This window comes from Collinsella ureilytica, assembly GCF_019795105.1.
Classification (GTDB): domain Bacteria; phylum Actinomycetota; class Coriobacteriia; order Coriobacteriales; family Coriobacteriaceae; genus Collinsella; species Collinsella ureilytica.
Genome location: NZ_JAIMFO010000006.1, coordinates 322042 through 341106 on the forward strand (window position 1 = coordinate 322042; position 19065 = coordinate 341106).

The following is a 19065-nucleotide window of genomic DNA, read 5'->3' on the forward strand; positions in this document are numbered from 1 at the left end:
GGGATCATGGGCTACTCATCCAAATCGCCGTGGCTGATCCACTATGACGGCTCGAGCTGCAATGGCTGTGATATCGAAGTGCTCGATGCACTCACGCCACTCTACGATATTGAGCGGTTCGGTATCGTAAATACTGGAAACCCCAAGCATGCCGATATCTTTTTGGTAACTGGTTCGGTTAATCACCAAAACATCAGTGTGGTCAAGCAGATCTATGAACAGATGCTTGAGCCTAAAGTTGTCGTAGCCTGCGGCATTTGTGCATGTACCGGCGGCGTGTTTAGAGACTGCTACAACGTCATTGGTGGTGTGGACAAGGCCATTCCCGTTGATGTCTATGCGCCTGGTTGTGCGATTCGCCCCGAGTCGATTATCGACGCGGTGCTTGAAGGTGTACGCGTGCTTGATGAGAAAGCAGACCGCATGCGGCGCGGCTTGCCTGCCTCAGGTACGAACGAGCCTGCTGTTGAAGCTTCGGCAGAGGCTGTTTCAGACGTGAATGAGTCTGCTGAGGCTTCGACAGAGTCAGCTGCAGTGCCTGAAGCGCCTACTGAAGCTCCGCTCGCGTCTACTTCGGACGCGAATAAGAACGCTTGCCAGACCACCGGTGATGATCAGGTTCAGAAGGGAGGGGCAGCATAGATGTATACGACTGAATTTGTAGAGATTTCCCTTCAGGATCTGCTCGTGAAGGTGCAGACTTTGCGCCATGAGGGACTGCGTTTCGTGCAACTGTTTGCAGAGCGGGACGAGCAGGATGACTTTTACGTGCTCTATACCTTCTACGACGAGATTAAAGATGCGGCGACCACCTTGGTTGTGCCGGTTGCTGCTGATGCCAAGATCCCCTCTATTCAAGGCATGTATTTCTCTGCCTTTGCGTATGAGAATGAAACACATGACCTGTTTGGACTTGAGTTTACAAATATGAAGCTCGATTTTGGTGGGCATTTCTTTAATGTAGCCACTGATGCTCCTATGACTATTTTGACGCCTGAACAAAAGGCAGCCAAAGATAAGCAGGCAAAGATTCAGAAAGCGGCTCAGGCTAAGGCAAAGGCTGCAGCACGTGCGCGCCAGGCAGCTGAGGAGAAGAGCGCTGATCGCGCACTGACAACCTCTGCAGCCGAGGCAGACGCTGCTGCGGTGGCGGAGGTGGCAGCGCTTCGTCCGGCTCGAGGCACATCTGATGAGCCATCGAGCGCGGAGGCTGCGGGAGGATCTGAGCAGACGCAATCCGCAGCTCCAGATAAGCCCGCAGCACCGACTCAGGCGGCAACGTCCGCCGCGCCCATTGTGTCAGCTGAACCTGCAGTGCCTGCCACGCCCGCCGCGCCCGCTGTGCCAGCTGAGCCGACGGAACCTGTTGAACCCGCTGTTGAACCCGCTGTGCCGACTGAATCTATTCGCGAAGCATCCCAGAAGGAGGGAGCATAGTATGGCTACTCGTTCTGTGATTCCTTTTGGTCCTCAACACCCCGTGCTTCCTGAGCCGGTTCATCTTGACCTCGTGGTTGAAGATGAGCATGTCGTGGAGGCTATTCCGCAGATTGGCTATGTACATCGTGGCCTTGAGAAACTCGTAGAAAAGCGAGACTTCAATCAGTTCGTGTATGTGGCTGAGCGCATCTGTGGCATTTGCAGCTTTGGCCATGGCATGGGATATGCCATGGCAACTGAGCGCTTGCTTGATCTTGAAATTCCCCGCCGTGCTCAATATTTGCGTGCCATTCTTCAAGAGCTTTCACGCATTCACTCGCATCTTTTATGGCTTGGCTTGCTCGCTGATGCTTTTGGATTTGAGAGCCTCTTTAACCACTGCTGGCGTTTGCGCGAGACCATCTTGGATATTTTCCAAGAAACGTGTGGTGGCCGTATCATCCTTTCAATCACCATGGTGGGTGGCATGACCCACGATATTGACGATGAGCTGTTGCGCCGCGCTGTAGCAAAGCTTGAGGATATGCGCAAAGAGTACCACGAGATCGTAAATACCATGCTATACGATGACTCGGTACGCAGCCGTCTATGTGGCGTGGGAACGATTAGCTACGAGCAAGCACTTGATCTCTCGATGGTGGGTCCGTTTGCGAAAGGCTCTGGTGTCACCCATGATATGCGCACGGCAGGCTTTATTTCCGCCTATGATGACCTTGAGCATTTTGAACCCATTATTGCCGAAGAGGGAGACTGCTACGCTCGCTGCAAGGTGCGCTGCCTTGAGGTGTTCCAATCGATGGATATCATTGCCGAGCTGGTAGCTAAAATCCCGCATGATGGTATTGGCCAAGCTCCTGCTCCCAAGATTAAACCCGAGGCAGGATCTCGTGCTCATGTGCTGATCGAGCAGCCACGTGGCGAAGCGTTCTACTATGTACGCGGCAACGGCACGAAGTTCCTCGATCGCTTTAGGCTCAGGACGCCAACGTCTCAAAACTTAGGCGGCATGGTAAAGGCCTTGCAGGGAGTGGACATTGCAGATGTTCCGATGATCATTCTCACTATTGACCCCTGCATCAGCTGCGCAGAAAGGTAGGCGATCATGGGCGGATTTAAGCTTGGAAAAATGACGCTGCGCTCGCTGGTTACCAAGCCAGCAACTACGCGTTATCCATATGAGAAGCGTGAGCTGTATCCAGCTATGCGCGGACACATCGTAAACGATATTGATGCATGCATTCTCTGCGGGATGTGTGTTCGAGTCTGTCCGGCAGATGCCTTAGAGGTTGATCGCAAGGCTGGAGATTGGACGATTAACCCGTATAGCTGCGTACAGTGTGCCAACTGCGTGCGTGCTTGTCCTAAGTCGTCGCTTTCAATGGAGCGTGAGTCAACTCCCGTAGCAAGCAAGATGGCAAAGGTGACGCTTCACAAAGACATGCCGGCAAAGCCTGCCAAGGCAGCCAAGCCAGCAGCCAAAGAGGCCAAGGCGGCAGCTAAGTCAGTAACGCCAGCTGAGGAAACTGCTGCAAAGTCAGCTGCAACACGTGTTCCTGAGAAGCCTGTCGCTGCGGCATCCGCTGCGGCACCCGCTGCAAAGCCAACTGGGGAGCCCACTGCAGCGCCTGATGCAAGACCAGCCGAAACGCCTTCCGAAAAGTCCACCGCAGCGCCCGCCCTTGAAAAGCCTGTCCAGCCAGCTCAAACACCTGCATCGGGGACGTCTGCTCCTGCACAGTCCGACACAGAATAGCCAAGAGAAAAAAAGCTCGATCTGCTCGTAGCCATCTGTGCTGATCAGGCGCACTGATCGGGCGTGACCGCAGTTAGATGGCTGATTCTGCTATAGTGAGCCAAAGCGATTTTCTGAGGAGCCGCCACCGATGCCCGATCAAGATGACATACACGTGCCTGAGGCTCATGTCTTGGCCGCTACGCAGGGAGATCACGGCTCCGAGCCGTCCTCCACGGAGCCTGATGAGCCAGGCTGTTCATCTACGCCGGGTCGCGGGGGCAAGCTTCCTCAATACACCGTAGGTGAAGAAATTGCCAATTCAATTACCCATGGCGTTGGGTTTCTGCTGGCTGTTGCTGGTCTCGTTTTGCTCATCATAAAAGCTGCGCTTGGCACAGGTGGTGCTCCTGCGTTGGCATCGGCTATCGTGTTTGGCATCTCGCTCATCTTGGAGTATCTGGCCTCGACGCTCTACCATGCCATTCAGGTTCCTGCTGCAAAACGCATCTTGCGAATTATCGATCACAGCTGTATCTACCTGCTTATTGCTGGTAGCTACACGCCGTTTCTGCTCGTCACGCTGGCAGACGACGGGGGCATCCCCATGTTTGTGCTGGTGTGGGCGCTTGCCATTGCCGGCATTTCATTTGAGCTCGCCGCGCGCCAGCGCCAACCTCGTTGGGTAACTATTCTTATTTATCTCATCATGGGCTGGCTTGTGGTCTTCCGTTTTCCGCAGCTCATCGAGAGGCTTGATCCTGTTGCCTTGGCGCTGCTTGCTGTTGGCGGTCTTTGCTATACGGCAGGCACGGGCTTTTACCTTATGAAACATATCCGATATATGCACAGCATTTGGCACCTGTGGGTGCTGGCGGGTAGTATCTTTCAGTTCATGGCGGTGATCCTCTTCGTGATTTAATCATCCGAAGCACTCGCTGCTCAGAACCTGCTATCCACCGAGAATCTGGAGGTATTGCCGTCCCCATGGACATGGCACTTGCAATTATCATCACTCTGCTGTTAACCGCCTTAAACGGTTACTTCTCTATGGCAGAGATGGCACTCACCACCGCGAAGCGCAGGCCGCTTGAGCAAGACGCTGAAGCGGGGGATCGCCGTGCAAAAATGGCACTCGAGCTGGCGCGCAACTCGACCGACTTCTTAGCGACCATTCAGGTCGGCATTACGCTGGTGGGATTTTTCTCAGCAACGGTTTCTTCCAATACGCTCTCAGAGCCTCTGGCAGGCTGGCTTTCGAGTTTTGGAGTTTCTTGGTTGACTGCCTTTGCTCCCATTGTTGCTCCGGTCATCATCACGCTTGTTGTGTCCTATCTCTCAATCGTGGTGGGCGAGCTTGTGCCAAAGCGGATCGGTTTGTCTGATGCGAATGGCATGGCAAAGTCAGTTGCAGGCATTGTTTCCACGTTTCGAAACCTTGCCAAGCCAATTGTCTGGCTAACTCAGGCGAGCGCAAATGGCATCTCTGTATTGCTGGGCATTAAGAGTGCAGATGATCGTCAAAACGTGTCTGAGGAAGAGATTAAGTACATGATTAACGAGCAGGATACGCTGCTCGATGAAGAGAAGCGCATCATCCACGAGGTTTTTGACTTGGGCGATGCAGTGGCGCGTGAGGTTATGGTGCCCCGCGTTGATGTAAGCATGGTGCCGGATACCGAGCCTATTGGCGATGTCATGAAGCTGATGCTTGAAACGGGCTATAGTCGCGTGCCGGTGTATCACGAGGATCCGGATAGTGTCGTGGGCATTGCTCACTTTAAGGATTTGGTTGGCCGCGTGCTGTCCGAGGAAGACTTTGTCGATGCTCCGGTGGGCGAGTTTGTGCGTGACACGAGCTTTGTTCCTGATACGAAAGATATTTTGCCGCTTCTCTCCGAGATGCAAACTGCTCATGAGCAGATCGTTGTGGTGGTTGATGAGTATGGCGGAACAGCCGGTATCATTACCATTGAGGACATTGTTGAGGAGATCGTTGGCGAGATTGAAGACGAGTTTGACCCCGACAATAAGTATCTTACCCGCCTCTCACGCCGCGAATGGCTTGTAGACGGGCGCTTTAGCTGCGATGATGCGATCGAGCTTGGTTGGCCTATTGAGGAAAGCGACGATTACGAAACCATCGCCGGATGGATCCTCGAGCTGTCTGACTCTGTGCCTGATATTGGCGAGATCTTTGTCGTAGAGGGATATAAGTTTAAGGTGCAGTCAATGCGCGGTCAGCGTATTTCGCTTATTCGCGTCATTGGCCCTGAGGCTGCTCCTGCAGTGGCGGCCCCCGTTGCGATAGCAGAAGATGAAGGAGCTGATCGGGGCGTAGATACTCGGCCTGTAGATGCTGAGTAGGTTGATGATCGGCAGATTCGGAAGGATCGACATGTCAGAGCTTTTTAACATCATGAAGATCACGATAGGCGCTCAAAAGCTTACGGCTCGAGTGCTTGTCAATCCCGGGATGCCCCTGAGGACATCTGAGGATATTGAAGCAACGGCACGCGCGTACTATCTGGCTCCTTCCATTGCAGATCATGCCTGCCTCGGTGATACCGGCGAGCATTTTAAGGATTGCATGGCCGATACAGAGCTTGCTCATTTGCTCGAGCATATGAGCGTTGAGGTGATGCGCCAAACGGGGCTCGTAGATGATGTTGTTGCAGGGAGAACTCGCGCTGTTCCGGCTGATGAGCGACTCTTTGACATTGAGCTTTCCTGTCCAGATGATGTGCTTGCAATTGGCTCGCTTTCCTCCGCTGCCTTTATGCTGCAATGGGCTTTTGCAAATGGAGAAGCTCCTGCACCTGATTTTGAAGGAACGGTCAAGGCGTTGAAGGGCCTAGTTTTGAGCCTGCGTGGCGAGAGCTCGGATGCAGAAAAGGCTGAGGAAGCAGAGCCGGGCGAGCCTGACAACAAGGAGTCAGCATCTTCAATCGGTGCTGCAGCATTAGATGAGGCAGTTGAGCGTGCTGACGATGAGCCTGCGAGCGAAGATACAGCGACAGGTGTAGAGGATCGCATTGCTGCGGGCGAGGCTGATGAGTCCGACGGAGAGGCTCGTCACGAGGCTTAGCGTCGGGAAAAGGCAACGCTTGGATTTGCTTTCTTAATAACAGCCTGCAGTTCTGCCAACAATCTCATGGTTTGTTTGTCTGGCATGCCTGATGAAATTCGATCATCGGTATAACGCCACCAGTTACCATCGGCTGTTTCAAAAACGATGCTCGGCGGGTTAAAAAGAGCAAGCTTGGGATACACCCGGGCAAGGTCGGAAAATGCGATATCTAAGAGCGGCTTGGGAGTTTTCGCCTGCGACTCAGGATCTTGTGCTCGTTGCTCGGACGTCAGCACCTGTGGCTTGCAAGCTTGTGCTCGCTGAGTGGAAGCTTGTGGTCGTTGCTCGGGTTCCTGTGCTTGCGGCTCGGGATCTTGTGTTCGCTGCTCGGATGTTTTCGCCTGCGACTCGGAATGCTGCGTGTGCAGCACAGGAGCTTTTGCTGCAGCCTCAGAATTCTGCGCCAGCTCCTCAGTAGGGGGTACAGCATCGTCTGCGGCATACAGTCGAATCCCGCTCTTTGAAATAACGCCAGTAACGCGGGTTCCGACTCGCTCATTTCCCAAATAGAGCGTACCAGTAGAGCGAATGAGGACGTTATCAGCAGTTTTGTTCATCTGAGCCGCCTTCCACCCTGCATCTGTGCGTTTGAACGTTCATAGCAGGGTATAATAGTACCCGACTGTTTCAGTTCGCTTAGAGGAGGATACATGGGTAAGGGTCTGGGATTTTTTGCCGGAACCATTTTGGGAGCTGCGGCCGGCACGGTAATCGGGATCATGATTGCCCCTCGTTCGGGCGCTGAGACGCGTGCAATGGCTGCAGACATGGCCAATGATGCGTGGGATTCCGCTCAAGATATGTATGAGCAAGGTGTTGAGGCTGCACGAGCTGCAGCTGAGGACTTAGGCCCTATGGTTGATGCTACAACCGATGAGCTGCGTGCTAAGGTCGATCTCGCACGTGAGCGTATGGATCAGCTTCGTGAGCAGTTAAACGATGCCATCGCTACGGGAGACATTAAGTCTGCCGCTGAGGTGTTGGTTGATGGCAGCTCAGATGAGCAGGCTACTAACGAGAGCTAATGCACGTCTCTGATTTCCAGGGCGTTCGCCTCTATCGGCTGGCTCCCGAGGGAAAACAGCATACGCGTGATGGAAGACAGCGCCGGCCAAAGCGGCTCGGCAAGATCCATTTTCCGGTGTTTTCTCCCGATGGAAAGCGCCTCGTGGGCTTTATGGTCAGCCGACCCGATGTGGTTGGTATGATCAAGCAGGCCGATCTTTTTGTGGCTCTTGATCGGGTGCGTGTCCACGATGATCTCTTAGTTATTCCTGCTGACCGTGAAGCTATGGGCACGCCTGCTGCAAAGCGCCTCGGTGTTTCGCTCGATAGCTGCTTGATCTGGACGGGCATGGATGTGCGCAGCGTCTCTGGTGAGTCGCTGGGCTACTGTAAAGACGCGGATTGCCATCCTAAGACTGGCGAAGTGCGGAGTTTTGTGGCAACGGCTGGATCTGCCTCGTCGGCGTTGGTGGGAGATATTGAGATTCCCGTCTCTCACCTCAAAGGGTATCGAGATGGTGCCATGATCGTGTCTGATGCTGCACTTGAGCTTGAGTTTTCTGGTGGCGCTGCTGCGCGAGCAGCTGAGGTCACCGCTCAGGTGAGCGCTGGGGTAAAAAAGGGTGCACGCGTCTTGGATGAGCAGGGCTCGCGTGCACTTGATCAGGGGAGCCGGGCGTTGGGAAAACAGCTCGGCCGTACAAAAGGCATGTTTGGTGCCTTTATGAGTGAGTATAAGAAGGCCTCGCGCTCAGATGAGACCTCCTAGCGCTCTGTCAAGCGTTGAGTGTATGCGCTGAGTGGTAGCCTTGACTTGGTGAGTTTTGAGCCATCTGGCTCGGTGTATTTTGGAGTAAGCGTGCCGCAGTACACAACCTCGTTTTCGTCGAAGCGCCGCCGTCCTCGGATGCGCAAGGCTCCTGGCGGGGTTTTGCCACGGGCGACGGCTCGTCGTCAGCGTAAACCCGGGGCAATGTATCTGCGTAGATCGCAAGGCTTTGGCAAGCGCTCAGGTCGTGGGCGTCTGGGGCGCAGAAATGATCGCAGGCCCTATGCCTTTATTGCGGTGGGCTGTGCCTTCTTGGTGTTTCTCGCATCAATTCTTTGGTACGCCAATCGCAGCGTCAAAATTACCCTCAATGATGCTGAAGTGTCCGTGCCTATTCATGCAGGTATTGAGCGGCTTATTCAAGATCGCAAACTTGAGCTAAAGCCGGGTCGTCTACTCGCAGTCGATGATTCGGTCATGAGTAAAGACGGCGGCGAGCCATATGCGGTGAGCTTGGATAAAAAGAAGCTCGATGCTAAAGAAATTGCTGAGCTCAAAATTGAAGGCGGAGAAAAGCTCACCATCAAAAATGGTGAGGATACCTATGAGGCGCACCAGGTACGTGCAACCGAAATCCCCCCACAAATATCTCTCAAAGGTACCGGCCCTATCCAGACCGTTAAAACCTGGGGAATTGCTGGTAGAAGTGAGGTTTGGGTTGGCGAGCAATCGGGCCTTACGGTAGATAAGGGCGTGGTGCAAGAGCCGGTGAACTGTGTGATATCAGCACGGGGTGTTTCGCCGGCAAATGGTAAAAAGCTCGTTGCTCTTACCTTTGATAAGGGGCCGAGCGCGAGCACCGAGGCCATTGTTAAGCTGCTTAAAGAAGAAGACGCGAAGGCAAGTTTTTTCCTCATTGGAGATAAGGTCTCCTCGCATGTCGCTGCTGTGGGTGCAATTGCAGAAGGTGGCAACGAAATTGGTGTGAATGGGGCCACCGGGGATGATCTTACCAAGCTCTCTGGCGATGATCTGCGCTCATCTTTAAGCCGCAGTTTTGATGCGGTAAAGGCAGCGGGTGGAGGAGAGACGGCGCTTGTGCGTCCACCGCTCAGTCGCTTTGACTTGCGTGAGTGGTCAGAAACCATGGATCTGGTAGGATCGGTTGTCACCTGGAGTGTAGACTCGGGAGACTGGATGCTACCAGGAGCGGATCGGATAGCAGATACCGTGGTAAAAACGGTGAACACCGGCAATATCGTGGTTCTTTCTGATACAGACGCTACAGGGAAGCAGACCTTAGAGGCATTGCCTCAAATAATTCGCCGACTTAAAGATGAAGGTTATGAGCTGGTTACATTAAGCGAGCTCATAGCAAGTGATCCTGATATGGCTAAGGAAGTTTCACTCAAACGACAGACCCCTCCAAAGGGCTGGGTTTTACCGCAAGTTCCTGCCCCAGCTGAGTCTCAAAAGGATGAAAGCTAGAGGTGATAGTGGCATGACTGAGGAAGATCACAGGATCACAGACCCGGCTCTGCCACGTGTCGGTCAAACAAATGAAGAAGCTCAACCGCAGCAGGTAGATACCGCTCGGGCTGCTCATAACGATAGAGCTGCTGGAACTGAGCGTGTGGAGCAACCGCATGCTCATCAACCGGCACCCGCCCAGCATGGCCAGACTCCGGTACCTGCCCAGCACAACCACCGTCCGGCATCTGCCCAACATGGTCAGACTCCGCATTTTCGTCCGGCTCCAAAAGGAGAAGCGCACACGCAGGTACCCCACCAGATGTCCGCACATCGTTCGGCTTCCGGGAAGGCTTCTGGGAAGGATCCTGGTTCTGGCAAGAGATTTCAGTCGGTGCCTACAATTGGGAGCGGGCAGCGCCGTGGCAAAAAGAGTGCACTGAAGCCCCTCAAGCGCCGTTCACCCTATGGATCCTTGCGCAAAAAGAATGTGAGCCGCAAAGATGCGATCGCCGCTGCAAGCATTGGTCTTGCTGCCGTGCTCGGACTCGGTGGCGTTGGCAGCTGGTGGGCATTTTGGCGCTCAATTCGCTTTACTGTCAATGGGAAATCTGTTTCCGCTCGCGTGGGTACCCCGCTTGCTCAGATGCTTCATGATCATGATTATTTTGGCGCAAAACCAGGACCTTTGAAGTCGGTAGGGGGCGCCCTGTTAGATGAGACGGGCGGCCCGAGATGCTCGGTTACCATTGACGGATCTGATGTGCCGTTCTCAGAGCTGAGTACGTACAAGGTTGCCTCTGGGGCAAGTATTACGGTTTCTGATGGCGCAGAGGGTACCGAGGAGTATACGGAAGAAAAAGTCGCCATTCAGCCGGTGGCTGAGATGCAGCGCGGTGGTGCCATCCAGTATGTGGCACAATGGGGCAAACCCGGGGAGAAGCTGGTCAGGACGGGTAAAACCTCTGGTGAGGTCGTTGATCATGAGATTTTGACCGAAGTGCAAAACATGGTAGTGGCATCTAAGAGTTGCGTGCCTGAGGATGGCGGCAAGTACATGGCGCTGACCTTTGATGATGGACCGAGCTCCTTTACTCCGCAGATCCTGGATATTTTGAAGGAGAAAGGCGTTAAGGCGACATTCTTTAACTTGGGTAACAATGTAGATGCTCATCCTGAGCTGACTCGTCGTGTACATGATGAGGGGCACCAGTTAGCCAGCCACTCAACCACGCATCCAGTTATGACTAAGCTGGATCGTGATGCTATGCGCAAGGAACTTACCTCGGTTGCACAAAGTCTCAAGGAGAGCGCCGGCGTTGATGTGCAGATGCTGCGTGCACCCTATGGCGCTTACGACCTTAATTGCTGGCTGCAAACAAACGATCTTATTTCTTGCAATGTCTTGTGGAATATCGATACCCTCGACTGGAAGCGCCCGGGAGCAGACAAGATTGTGCAGTCGGTGCTTGCTGGTGCCAACAACGGAGCAATTGCTCTCATGCACGACGGCGGAGGCGAGCGTAGCCAAGACATAGAGGCGCTACCAAAAATTATCGATGGTCTTCGCGAGGCCGGTTATGAGCTGGTTACCGTTCAAGAACTCATGAAGCTCGATGGCGGTTTTCCTGAGGATGTAGTTAAAGGAAGCGTAAAGCCTCCAAAAGACGCTGTGATTCCTGAGCACGCTTAGGGGCGCTGCAAGGGCGTGGCTTCTGTAGCCACCTTGCTCGTTTGCGCTATTCCATGGACTCATTCATGCAGTGTCGGTGTGTCAGAGTTGGTGGAGCGCTGCGCGCAGTGCAGTCGCTTTGCTCTGTGCTACATGCGCTCAAAACAAGTCGGTCACCAAGGGAGGTCAAAGAGCTCTCTTCATCGGCGCAGCTGCTGTGATCATGAGTGGAGATGATATAGTTATTTATCAGCGCACGTTCACAAGCGCGCGCAATCTGGCATGTATCGTGCTGGAGCACTGTTTGGAATCGAGATCCGAGTTGTCGTTTGCCAAGACGCATCAAAGGTGGTGCTTGCATCTTGTGTACACGTCGCCCGGCTGTGCAAAGGATCGCCATGAACTACCTCTCCGAGCTGCTCGGCATACCAGTTATTGATTCAGCTGGTGAGCGTATCGGTGTTGCAAATGACCTCGGGATTGCTACCGGCGAGGTCTTTCCACATGTGACATCTCTTGCCTTTTTAGGCCCGGGTAAGACTCCCTTCATGATCAGTTGGCGCAAATACGTTGACCATGTTGGAGACGATGGGGTCTACCTTAATCGCCCAGCAACAGACATCCGCTTTTCGTATCTGCAGCCCACTGAAGTATTGCTTTCGCGAGACATCATGAATAAGCAGATCGTGGATACACAAGGGCTCAAGGTAGTTCGCGTAAACGATATTAAGCTTTCAAGTTCAGGCGAAAACCAGCTCCGTCTTCTTGGCGCTGAGGTGGGTGTCCGCGGCCTGTTGCGTGCTTTTCATCCTCTACTTGAGCGCTTTGTAGTCCGCATTGCGCAAGCGGTAGGCCATCCTTTGTCTGAGGAGATCATTGCCTGGAGCTATATGGATTTGCTTGAGCGGAGTACCAAGCATCTTAAGCTTTCGGTTTCTCATAAAACCTTGGGCGAGCTGCATCCAGCAGATATTGCAGACATTATCGAACGGTTGAATCCTCGCCTGCGCGGCCAGGTCTTTAATCAGCTCGATGTTGCACAGGCAGCAGAGGCTATCTCTGAGTTGGATGATGACGAGCTGCGCTCAGAGATGTTTGAAGGTCTTTCAGACACAGATGCATCCTCCATGTTGGCGCTCATGGATCCTGATGATGCAGCTGCCTTAATTGATGAGCTGGACTACAGTAAGGCAGAAAAACTAATGCATTTGATGGGCGTGAAAGAGGAAGCAGCTATCCGAACGCTTTTGGGTTATGCAGAGGATACGGCTGGCCGCATTATGACCTCGGAGTTTGTATCACTTCCCGAGACTGCCACAGCAGCGGATGCGGTGGAGGCAATACGTGCTCTCGACGAAGATTTTGAGAGCTTCTACTACGTATATACCGAAGATGCTTCAGGCGTGCTTTCAGGCGTGCTTTCGCTTCGCCGTCTCATTGTTGCTGAGTCTACAGTACAGCTTCGTGATCTCTGTCATCGTGAGGTGATTTGGGTAGCACCCTCGCTGGATCAGGAGGAAGTTGCCGAGGAGATGGCTAAGTACAACCTGGCTTCCATTCCGGTTTGTGATGAGAACCAGCGGATTTTAGGCGTGGTGACCGTGGATGACGCGATGGACGTCATGATTGAAGAGCACGCGAAGGATCTGCATATTGCTGGCGTTGGAGCCGGAGATTCTACAACAAAAGAGAGCTCTCATGCACTCACCTGGTTTGCTCAGCGTCAGTATTGGCTTGTCGTCTGGGCAATAGCTTCTGCCGCCATAGCCTCAGTGCTTACTGCAGCAGGCGTCCGAGTGCCCTTGATTATTTATCCGATGGCTTTTATGCCGGTGTGCTTACTGGGCGCTGCACGCATGGTGTCTTTTGTTAAGAATTATTTCTTGGAGTATGTCCAGCCCGAGGATGACTCTAAGCCCTACCTTGGGTTTTTAGTGCAAAACATTGTGGTTGGCGTAATTGTTGCTGGAGTTATTGAGCTTTGCGCACAGTTGGTGGGAACTACTGCCTTTGCAGACCAAACCACCCTCGATGCCCTGGCTTTTTATCGCTGTGCCCGAATTGCCTCTGCCGTGATTTTGGGGACATATATTAGCTCGGTTGTGTATCTCAAGATTTTGTTCTGGCGTGATGAACACGATTTGAATAGCTCGGGAACATCGCTTTCTGCTTCTGCTACCTTAATTGCCGCCGGAGCCTTCTCTGTTGCTTCCGCGCTTGCGCTCATAGCGATTGCAGGGGTGTAAGGAGCCATGACTGAAGGCACAAAGAGAAAGCTGACCATCGGGGCAATTCTTGGAGCTATGGGGCCGGGTCTTTTGGCTGCACTTTCGGGAAATGACGCTGGCGGCATTGCAACGTATTCGAGTGCTGGAGCAGATTATGGCTACGGCATGCTTTGGATGCTACCGGTCATGACGATCCTTCTGATCATTGCTCAAGAGACGGCAGCTCGCTGTGGAACGGTAACGGGTAAAGGCTTTGCCTCGCTCATCCGTGAAAAGTTTGGCGTGCGTAAAAGTGCGGGTGCAATGTGTGCTCTGCTTATCTCAAATACAGCAGTGACCATTTCTGAGTTTGCAGGCATTGCCAGTGGTCTTGCTCTGTTTGGAGTGCCAGCAACAGTGTCGGTTCCACTCGCTGCACTTCTCGTATGGATGCTTACCATGTCTGGCAGTTTTCGGAGAATCGAGAAGATTCTTCTGCTCATCAGCTGCGTATTTGTGACATATATTGTGGCGGCATTTTTGGCAGGACCTGATTGGAGCGCGGTGGCTCATGCAACGGTGATTCCGGGTTTTCAGGCAGAACCCGCGTATGTGTCTCTAGTTGTAGCAACCATTGGTACGACGATTGCGCCGTGGATGATCTTTTTAGCGCAAAGCAACGTGGTAGATAAGAATGCAGATGAGGCAGATCTGACGCTTCAGCGTATTGATGCAATTTCGGGCTCGGTTGTGGCAGATATTATTGCTTGGATCATTATTGTCACCACCGGCACGGTACTGTTTCCAGCAGGCGTTCGTGTGGCGGATGCGGCAGATGCTGCCCTGGCACTCGAGCCTATTGCCGGTCAATTCTCTACCGTGCTTTTCGCCGCTGGCCTGGTTGCTGCAAGCTTCTTGGCGGCTTGCGTGCTGCCCGGAGTTACCTCAAGTGCGGTATGTGAGGCTTTTGGCTGGGAGCGCGGAGCAGATCGTAGCTGGAATGAGGCACCAATCTATCGGGGTCTCATTACGGCAGTGATTGCCGCCTCAGCGCTTTTGGTTATTATGCCTGGCGTTGATCTTTTTCAAATCATGATGGGTTCACAGGTTATTAATGGCGTCTTGCTACCAATTCTGCTGGTCTGCCAGGTGCTCATTGCCAAAGACGCGCACATTATGGGCAAGTACCGCAACGGCCGTATTTGGACAGCAATTACCTGGATCATGATTGTTCTGATCACGATTTTAACGGTGGTAATGTTTGCCTTGCAGGCTATGGGCTACTAGCGACGGTGGGCGCGAAGCCAATAGAGGCCAGCGCCCAAACCGCAAGAAATAGCTAGGATCAGCAGGAGACTTATTTGATCCACGGTCCCTCGCCCATAACGGTGGCAATCAAACGCCACGCGTTCTCGGCAAACTCATCTGCATGCGAGGCGGCTTCGCCCATCATCCACCAGCTCATCAAGAGGCGCACCACACCGCCAGCAGTAAACTCAACGGCAGCATTTGCAAAGCTCAAGGTGTCCGTTGGATCAATACGATGGCGCTCGCGCAAAGTATCGGCAACGCCATCGCAAATGACGTTCATCATTGTGCCAATCATGGAGCTCCTCAAGATATTCTCTACAAGAGGCTCATTGGCAATAAGCGTGTCGGTTAAGCGATTGAGTATCAAGACGCACTCGCGCTTGAACTCCTCAGGATCTGAAGGTGCCTCGGAGCGGGCGGGGATGGTTTCGCCAAAATTAAGAACCTCAGCACGGAAGTTATCAATATAGAAGGCGAAGAAATCGTCCTTATCACGGAAGTGCTTGTAAAACGTTGTGCGACGAATCATGGCAGCATCGCACAGAGCCGCCACGCTAATCCCTTCGTAACGATTCTTGGAAAGCAGGTCGGTGAAGGCGTTGTTAAGGGCACGATAGGTTTTTTGAATACGTAGATCCATAACGATCGCTCCTAAAACGTGTGTGGCTTGTCTATACGTTTAGTATCTCAAATCTGTATGGCTAGAGTAAAGTACGAATGTCCAATAGCATCACAAATATTTGAACCTGTTGATTTGATAACAGTATCGTATCGCGTTCGCGTGGAAGAAGTGATTGCTCAGAGTGGGTATACTGGTGCTACATCCGTCTTCGATACGCGAAGCGGCACGTAAGAGATTGGAAATACGATGCCTTGGTTGCTTATCCTGATTGGCGTCATTGCTCTTATCGGAATTGGTATTGCTGGCATCTATAACAAGATGGTCACGCTGCGAAACCGTGTGGATAACGCGTGGCAGTATATTGATGCGCAGCTGCAGCGCCGCAATGACCTCATTCCAAATTTGGTAGAGACGGTTAAGGGCTATGCGGCACACGAGAGCGGAACGCTCGAGGCTGTGGTTCGTGCGCGCAATGCTGCGGTGAGTGCCAGCAGCCCTGAGGCAAAGATTGAAGCAGATAATGCCTTAACGGGTGCCTTGCATCAGTTGTTTGCCCTTGCTGAGTCCTATCCTGAGCTGAAGGCAAATCAGAACTTTGCGCAGCTGCAGTCCTCGCTTGAAGATACTGAGAACAAGGTTGTCTACGCGCGTCAGAGCTATAACGACTGCGTGCTCAATTACAACAACGCGATCCAGACCTTCCCAGCCAATATTTTTGCTGGCCTCTTCCAGTTTAAGGAGCGCTCTGGCTTTGAGGCTGCTGAGGCAGCTCGCACCGTTCCCACCGTTAAGTTTTAAGCTTAGGTGATGAGCCGAGTTTTGCTTGCGCACCGTGCATGTGTACGCGCATGAGAATGTGATCCCGCGCGAATACGCGCGGGATGTTATCATTACGTGTCGTCGGAGAGATGGCAGAGCGGTTGAATGCGGCGGTCTTGAAAACCGTTAGGCGCGCAAGCGTCTCGGGGGTTCGAATCCCCCTCTCTCCGCCAGTTTCTTGATCAATTGAATGATGTTGTGTATGTCGTGCGCTGCATGGTGAGGATGCTGGGTGCGTGTGTGGGCTCCGGCTCGGCGCGCGTGTGTGCTCTCAGTTGGCAGTGCGTATTTGCTTTGGTTAGGGGCACACGCGAGCGTGTTCACGGCTGGGTTCGTGTTTACTTCGGTTAGGGGCGCACGTGAGCGCGTGTTTGCACCGTCGAGATCTCCTTGCGGAATCATGAGAGCACGCTTGCTCGTAGCCGCTTCGTCACTGTTGTTCCTTCTGACTTCAGGCAAGGCGTTCGCTGCGCATTTGTGGGAAAATCCTCAACAGGCGAAGAGGAGTTTCAGATGGGCAGGCTTACCACAGACGAGCATTTCATGAGAGAGGCTCTTGTTGAGGCTCGCCTTGCTGCTGCTGAAGGAGAGGTTCCCGTCGGCGCGGTGGTGGTTGCGGGTGGCTCCATTGTGGCGCGCGGCCATAATACGCGCGAGCAGGATGCTGATCCTTCGGCTCATGCTGAGTTTTCTGCCCTCATTGCTGCTGCTCATACCCTGGGAAGGTGGCGGCTTGAAGACTGTACGGTGTATGTGACGCTCGAGCCATGTCCCATGTGTGCAGGCCTGATGCTGAACGCGCGTGTGGGAAGGTGTGTGTTTGGAGCGGCGGATCCAAAGGCTGGAGCCACGGGCTCTCTACTTAAGCTGCACCACGACCCACGCTTAAATCATCACTTTGAGGTTTCCGGCGGGGTATTAGGCAATGAGTGTGCCCAAGAGCTGCAGGCTTTTTTTACTGAGCGCCGACGTGGTCGTGCGAGTGTGTCATTGGGAGACCGCGCTCACGATGCGGCTCAAGCGGGTGCATCTTGTGCTTGTGCGTCTCAAGTCGATGTGTTGCAGGCTGGCGTAGCTCAGGGCGGCTCGTCCTCTGGTGACGCGTTGCAAGCTGATGCATCCCAGGTCGATGCTCCTCAAGCCGCTGCAACTCGGGACGGCTCTTCCTATGATGCTGCGATGCAGACTGATGCATTCCAGGTTGGTGCAGCTCGAGTCAGCTCGTCTTATGGAGATGCTCCTCACGCCAGTACGTCCCAAGTTTGCGCACTGCAGAACGGTGCGTCGCAAGCTGCTCAGCAGGTAGGTGCTGGCTTGCGTGTTCTTATTGCACCTGACTCCTTTAAGGGCTCGGCCACGAGTTATCAGGCTGGCGCGTGGATTGCCGCAGGTGTGCGTCGTGTAGCGCCCGCAGCTGAGCTCGTCTCGTTGCATCTGGCAGATGGCGGAGAGGGCACGGTTGATGCCCTGTCGTCAGCGTTTGCGGGAGACCTCCACACGTGCACGGTGAACGATCCGTTGAGCAGGCCAATTCAAGCGCGCTATCTGCTTTCTGGTGAGGTTGCTGTTATTGAGTCTGCTTCTGCTGCAGGTTTTTGTATGACTGACGGCAGTGATGAACAAGCTCGTCGAGCCTCGTCATATGGGGTTGGTGAGCTGTTGCGCGCAGCAATTACCGCAGGCGCGAAAACGGTGTATGTGGGTCTCGGTGGTACATGCACAAATGATTGCGGATCTGGCTTGCTGCAGGCTTTAGGAGCGCACATTTTGAATGTAGAAGGCAGGCCGATTACACCGGGCTTAGCTGGTCTCGCTGAGGCTGCGTCGGTTGATTTACAACCAGCGTTAGAGGCAGTGTCTGGGGTACGTATCCTCGCTTTGAGTGACGTGAACAATCCCTTAGTAGGAGCGCGGGGTGCGCTCGCGGTCTTTGGACCTCAAAAAGGGTTAAAAGATCCAGCATCTCATGATGCAACGTTTATTCGTTTTGCTCAGCTGTTGGATGCTGCTCGTCAAGGCGGTGCATGTGCAAACCTCGCAGATGAGAGTGATGCTGCATGCAAGGTAGATGCGCATGCTGGTGGCAGCGAGGGTGCGAGCACGCTCGATCGCGAGGCACAAGACGATGTGCATGAAGCATCTGCGGATATGACCCAAGCGTTTACGCGCGACGGTAATCTACCCCGCCATACGAACGCCAATATTTATGCACAGCCTCGTAAACCCAGAACGTTTCGCGCCGTAGCTGCAGTACCGGGAGCTGGGGCAGCCGGAGGTCTAGGAGCTGCCTTGCTCGCGTTGGGTGGCGAGATCGTCTTTGGTGCAGATGCGGTACTTGATGCTTTGCAGTTTGATGAGGTATGCAGAGCAGCCGATCTCGTTATTACGGGTGAGGGGCATATCGACGATCAAACAAAATCAGGAAAAGCAGTGCTTGCTTTAGCTCATCGGGCACAAAAGCTGGGGCGACCGGTTATTGCTCTGGTGGGAGGGCGTGCCCAGGAGCTTGGATCTGTGTATGCGGCCGGCGTTGGACTTGTGCTGCCCGTGCTTCTCGAACCTATGGATTTGCGTACTGCCATGCAAGAAGATGCCGTGCGAACAAACCTGATCTGCGCTGGAGAAACAGCAATGAAAGCATTCCTGCTGCGCTGAGCTTGATGAATTGTGTTCGATAGCACGGTTGATAAGGCTTGCGGCTTACAAAGGCAAAGCATCTTATGGAGTTCGTGGGGTGGCCATGAGCGAGCACAGAGCAAAGCGCCGGTAGAGCGGGCATGCTTCTTTGGGCTTTTTCAAAAAATGCACTTGTAGGCGCTAGGCTACACGCTTGCCGGGCTTCTGATACCGTTCACCTCATTTTCCCAATCTCATCTAACAGGTATTAT

17 protein-coding genes and 1 tRNA gene are annotated in these 19065 nt (G+C 53.5%); 16 read left to right on the forward strand and 2 right to left on the reverse strand.

Features of this window, described 5'->3' with window-relative positions; all coding sequences use genetic code 11:
• The first annotated feature begins 6 nt into the window (after positions 1-6).
• From K6V98_RS05695 to K6V98_RS05725, 7 genes are all read left to right on the forward strand, one after another.
• The gene (locus tag K6V98_RS05695; protein ID WP_222199550.1) at positions 7-642 is read left to right on the forward strand and encodes an NADH-quinone oxidoreductase subunit B family protein; all 636 of its coding nucleotides are present in this window, start codon (positions 7-9) and stop codon (positions 640-642) included.
• Positions 643-1437: an NADH-quinone oxidoreductase subunit C gene (locus K6V98_RS05700; RefSeq protein ID WP_222199551.1), complete on the forward strand. Its 795-nt coding sequence runs from the start codon at positions 643-645 to the stop codon at positions 1435-1437. It begins immediately after the preceding gene.
• Between the two features lies 1 nt (position 1438).
• Positions 1439-2536 carry a hydrogenase large subunit gene (locus K6V98_RS05705; RefSeq protein ID WP_222199552.1) on the forward strand — a complete coding sequence of 366 codons (1098 nt, stop codon included), beginning with the start codon at positions 1439-1441 and terminating at the stop codon, positions 2534-2536.
• Positions 2537-2542: 6 nt separating this feature from the next.
• Entirely contained in the window at positions 2543-3193 is a 651-nt protein-coding gene (locus K6V98_RS05710; protein WP_222199553.1) for a 4Fe-4S binding protein, read from the forward strand.
• 130 nt (positions 3194-3323) lie between these two features.
• Positions 3324-4094, forward strand: a complete 771-nt coding sequence (trhA, locus tag K6V98_RS05715; RefSeq protein WP_222199554.1) for a PAQR family membrane homeostasis protein TrhA — start codon at positions 3324-3326, stop codon at positions 4092-4094.
• 65 nt (positions 4095-4159) lie between these two features.
• On the forward strand, positions 4160-5539 hold the full coding sequence (locus K6V98_RS05720; RefSeq protein WP_222199555.1) for a hemolysin family protein: 1380 nt from the start codon (positions 4160-4162) through the stop codon (positions 5537-5539).
• A gap of 31 nt (positions 5540-5570) precedes the next feature.
• Positions 5571-6260 carry a hypothetical protein gene (locus K6V98_RS05725; RefSeq protein WP_306792777.1) on the forward strand — a complete coding sequence of 230 codons (690 nt, stop codon included), beginning with the start codon at positions 5571-5573 and terminating at the stop codon, positions 6258-6260.
• On the opposite strand, the gene K6V98_RS05730 is transcribed toward K6V98_RS05725, so the two are convergent.
• Positions 6257-6859, reverse strand: a complete 603-nt coding sequence (locus K6V98_RS05730; RefSeq protein ID WP_222199556.1) for a prolipoprotein diacylglyceryl transferase — start codon at positions 6857-6859, stop codon at positions 6257-6259. The two genes, K6V98_RS05725 and K6V98_RS05730, sit on opposite strands and share 4 nt — an antisense overlap.
• 93 nt (positions 6860-6952) lie before the next feature.
• Between K6V98_RS05730 and K6V98_RS05735 the strand changes: the two genes are divergently transcribed.
• From K6V98_RS05735 to K6V98_RS05760, 6 genes are all read left to right on the forward strand, one after another.
• Positions 6953-7327, forward strand: coding sequence for a YtxH domain-containing protein (locus K6V98_RS05735; RefSeq protein WP_222199557.1), 375 nt, complete (start codon positions 6953-6955; stop codon positions 7325-7327).
• Positions 7327-8076, forward strand: coding sequence for a PRC-barrel domain containing protein (locus tag K6V98_RS05740; RefSeq protein WP_222199558.1), 750 nt, complete (start codon positions 7327-7329; stop codon positions 8074-8076). The genes K6V98_RS05735 and K6V98_RS05740 overlap by 1 nt, the downstream gene beginning before the upstream one ends.
• 90 nt (positions 8077-8166) lie before the next feature.
• A complete protein-coding gene (locus K6V98_RS05745; RefSeq protein WP_222199559.1) occupies positions 8167-9564 on the forward strand; it encodes a polysaccharide deacetylase family protein in 1398 nt (465 codons plus the stop codon).
• Between the two features lie 13 nt (positions 9565-9577).
• Positions 9578-11239, forward strand: coding sequence for a polysaccharide deacetylase family protein (locus K6V98_RS05750; RefSeq protein ID WP_222199560.1), 1662 nt, complete (start codon positions 9578-9580; stop codon positions 11237-11239).
• A gap of 377 nt (positions 11240-11616) precedes the next feature.
• Positions 11617-13464, forward strand: coding sequence for a magnesium transporter MgtE N-terminal domain-containing protein (locus K6V98_RS05755; RefSeq protein WP_222199561.1), 1848 nt, complete (start codon positions 11617-11619; stop codon positions 13462-13464).
• 6 nt (positions 13465-13470) lie between these two features.
• Complete coding sequence (locus K6V98_RS05760; protein ID WP_222199562.1) at positions 13471-14712, forward strand: Nramp family divalent metal transporter; 1242 nt, start codon at positions 13471-13473, stop codon at positions 14710-14712.
• Positions 14713-14782: 70 nt separating this feature from the next.
• Here the strand turns inward: K6V98_RS05760 and K6V98_RS05765 are convergent, their stop codons facing one another.
• Positions 14783-15376, reverse strand: coding sequence for a TetR/AcrR family transcriptional regulator (locus K6V98_RS05765; RefSeq protein WP_222199563.1), 594 nt, complete (start codon positions 15374-15376; stop codon positions 14783-14785).
• 228 nt (positions 15377-15604) lie between these two features.
• On the opposite strand from K6V98_RS05765, the gene K6V98_RS05770 reads away from it, so the two are divergent.
• The 3 genes from K6V98_RS05770 (at position 15605) to tadA (ending at position 18832) form a co-directional block, all read left to right on the forward strand.
• Positions 15605-16156, forward strand: coding sequence for a LemA family protein (locus tag K6V98_RS05770; protein ID WP_222199564.1), 552 nt, complete (start codon positions 15605-15607; stop codon positions 16154-16156).
• A 104-nt stretch (positions 16157-16260) separates the two neighbouring features.
• Positions 16261-16350: transfer RNA gene (locus K6V98_RS05775), tRNA-Ser, on the forward strand.
• Between the two features lie 340 nt (positions 16351-16690).
• Entirely contained in the window at positions 16691-18832 is a 2142-nt protein-coding gene (tadA, locus tag K6V98_RS05780) for a tRNA adenosine(34) deaminase TadA (RefSeq protein ID WP_222199565.1), read from the forward strand.
• Positions 18833-19065 lie beyond the last annotated feature (233 nt).

Bases quoted from the DNA above. Each gene is read 5' to 3' on its own strand.
- K6V98_RS05695 (WP_222199550.1), top strand. From the start codon at position 7: ATGGGCTACTCATCCAAATCGCCGTGGCTGATCCACTATGACGGCTCG.
- K6V98_RS05700 (WP_222199551.1), top strand. From the start codon at position 643: ATGTATACGACTGAATTTGTAGAGATTTCCCTTCAGGATCTGCTCGTG.
- K6V98_RS05705 (WP_222199552.1), top strand. From the start codon at position 1,439: ATGGCTACTCGTTCTGTGATTCCTTTTGGTCCTCAACACCCCGTGCTT.
- K6V98_RS05710 (WP_222199553.1), top strand. From the start codon at position 2,543: ATGGGCGGATTTAAGCTTGGAAAAATGACGCTGCGCTCGCTGGTTACC.
- trhA (WP_222199554.1), top strand. From the start codon at position 3,324: ATGCCCGATCAAGATGACATACACGTGCCTGAGGCTCATGTCTTGGCC.
- K6V98_RS05720 (WP_222199555.1), top strand. From the start codon at position 4,160: ATGGACATGGCACTTGCAATTATCATCACTCTGCTGTTAACCGCCTTA.
- K6V98_RS05725 (WP_306792777.1), top strand. From the start codon at position 5,571: ATGTCAGAGCTTTTTAACATCATGAAGATCACGATAGGCGCTCAAAAG.
- K6V98_RS05730 (WP_222199556.1), bottom strand. From the start codon at position 6,859: ATGAACAAAACTGCTGATAACGTCCTCATTCGCTCTACTGGTACGCTC.
- K6V98_RS05735 (WP_222199557.1), top strand. From the start codon at position 6,953: ATGGGTAAGGGTCTGGGATTTTTTGCCGGAACCATTTTGGGAGCTGCG.
- K6V98_RS05740 (WP_222199558.1), top strand. From the start codon at position 7,327: ATGCACGTCTCTGATTTCCAGGGCGTTCGCCTCTATCGGCTGGCTCCC.
- K6V98_RS05750 (WP_222199560.1), top strand. From the start codon at position 9,578: ATGACTGAGGAAGATCACAGGATCACAGACCCGGCTCTGCCACGTGTC.
- K6V98_RS05755 (WP_222199561.1), top strand. From the start codon at position 11,617: ATGAACTACCTCTCCGAGCTGCTCGGCATACCAGTTATTGATTCAGCT.
- K6V98_RS05760 (WP_222199562.1), top strand. From the start codon at position 13,471: ATGACTGAAGGCACAAAGAGAAAGCTGACCATCGGGGCAATTCTTGGA.
- K6V98_RS05765 (WP_222199563.1), bottom strand. From the start codon at position 15,376: ATGGATCTACGTATTCAAAAAACCTATCGTGCCCTTAACAACGCCTTC.
- K6V98_RS05770 (WP_222199564.1), top strand. From the start codon at position 15,605: ATGCCTTGGTTGCTTATCCTGATTGGCGTCATTGCTCTTATCGGAATT.
- tadA (WP_222199565.1), top strand. From the start codon at position 16,691: ATGGGCAGGCTTACCACAGACGAGCATTTCATGAGAGAGGCTCTTGTT.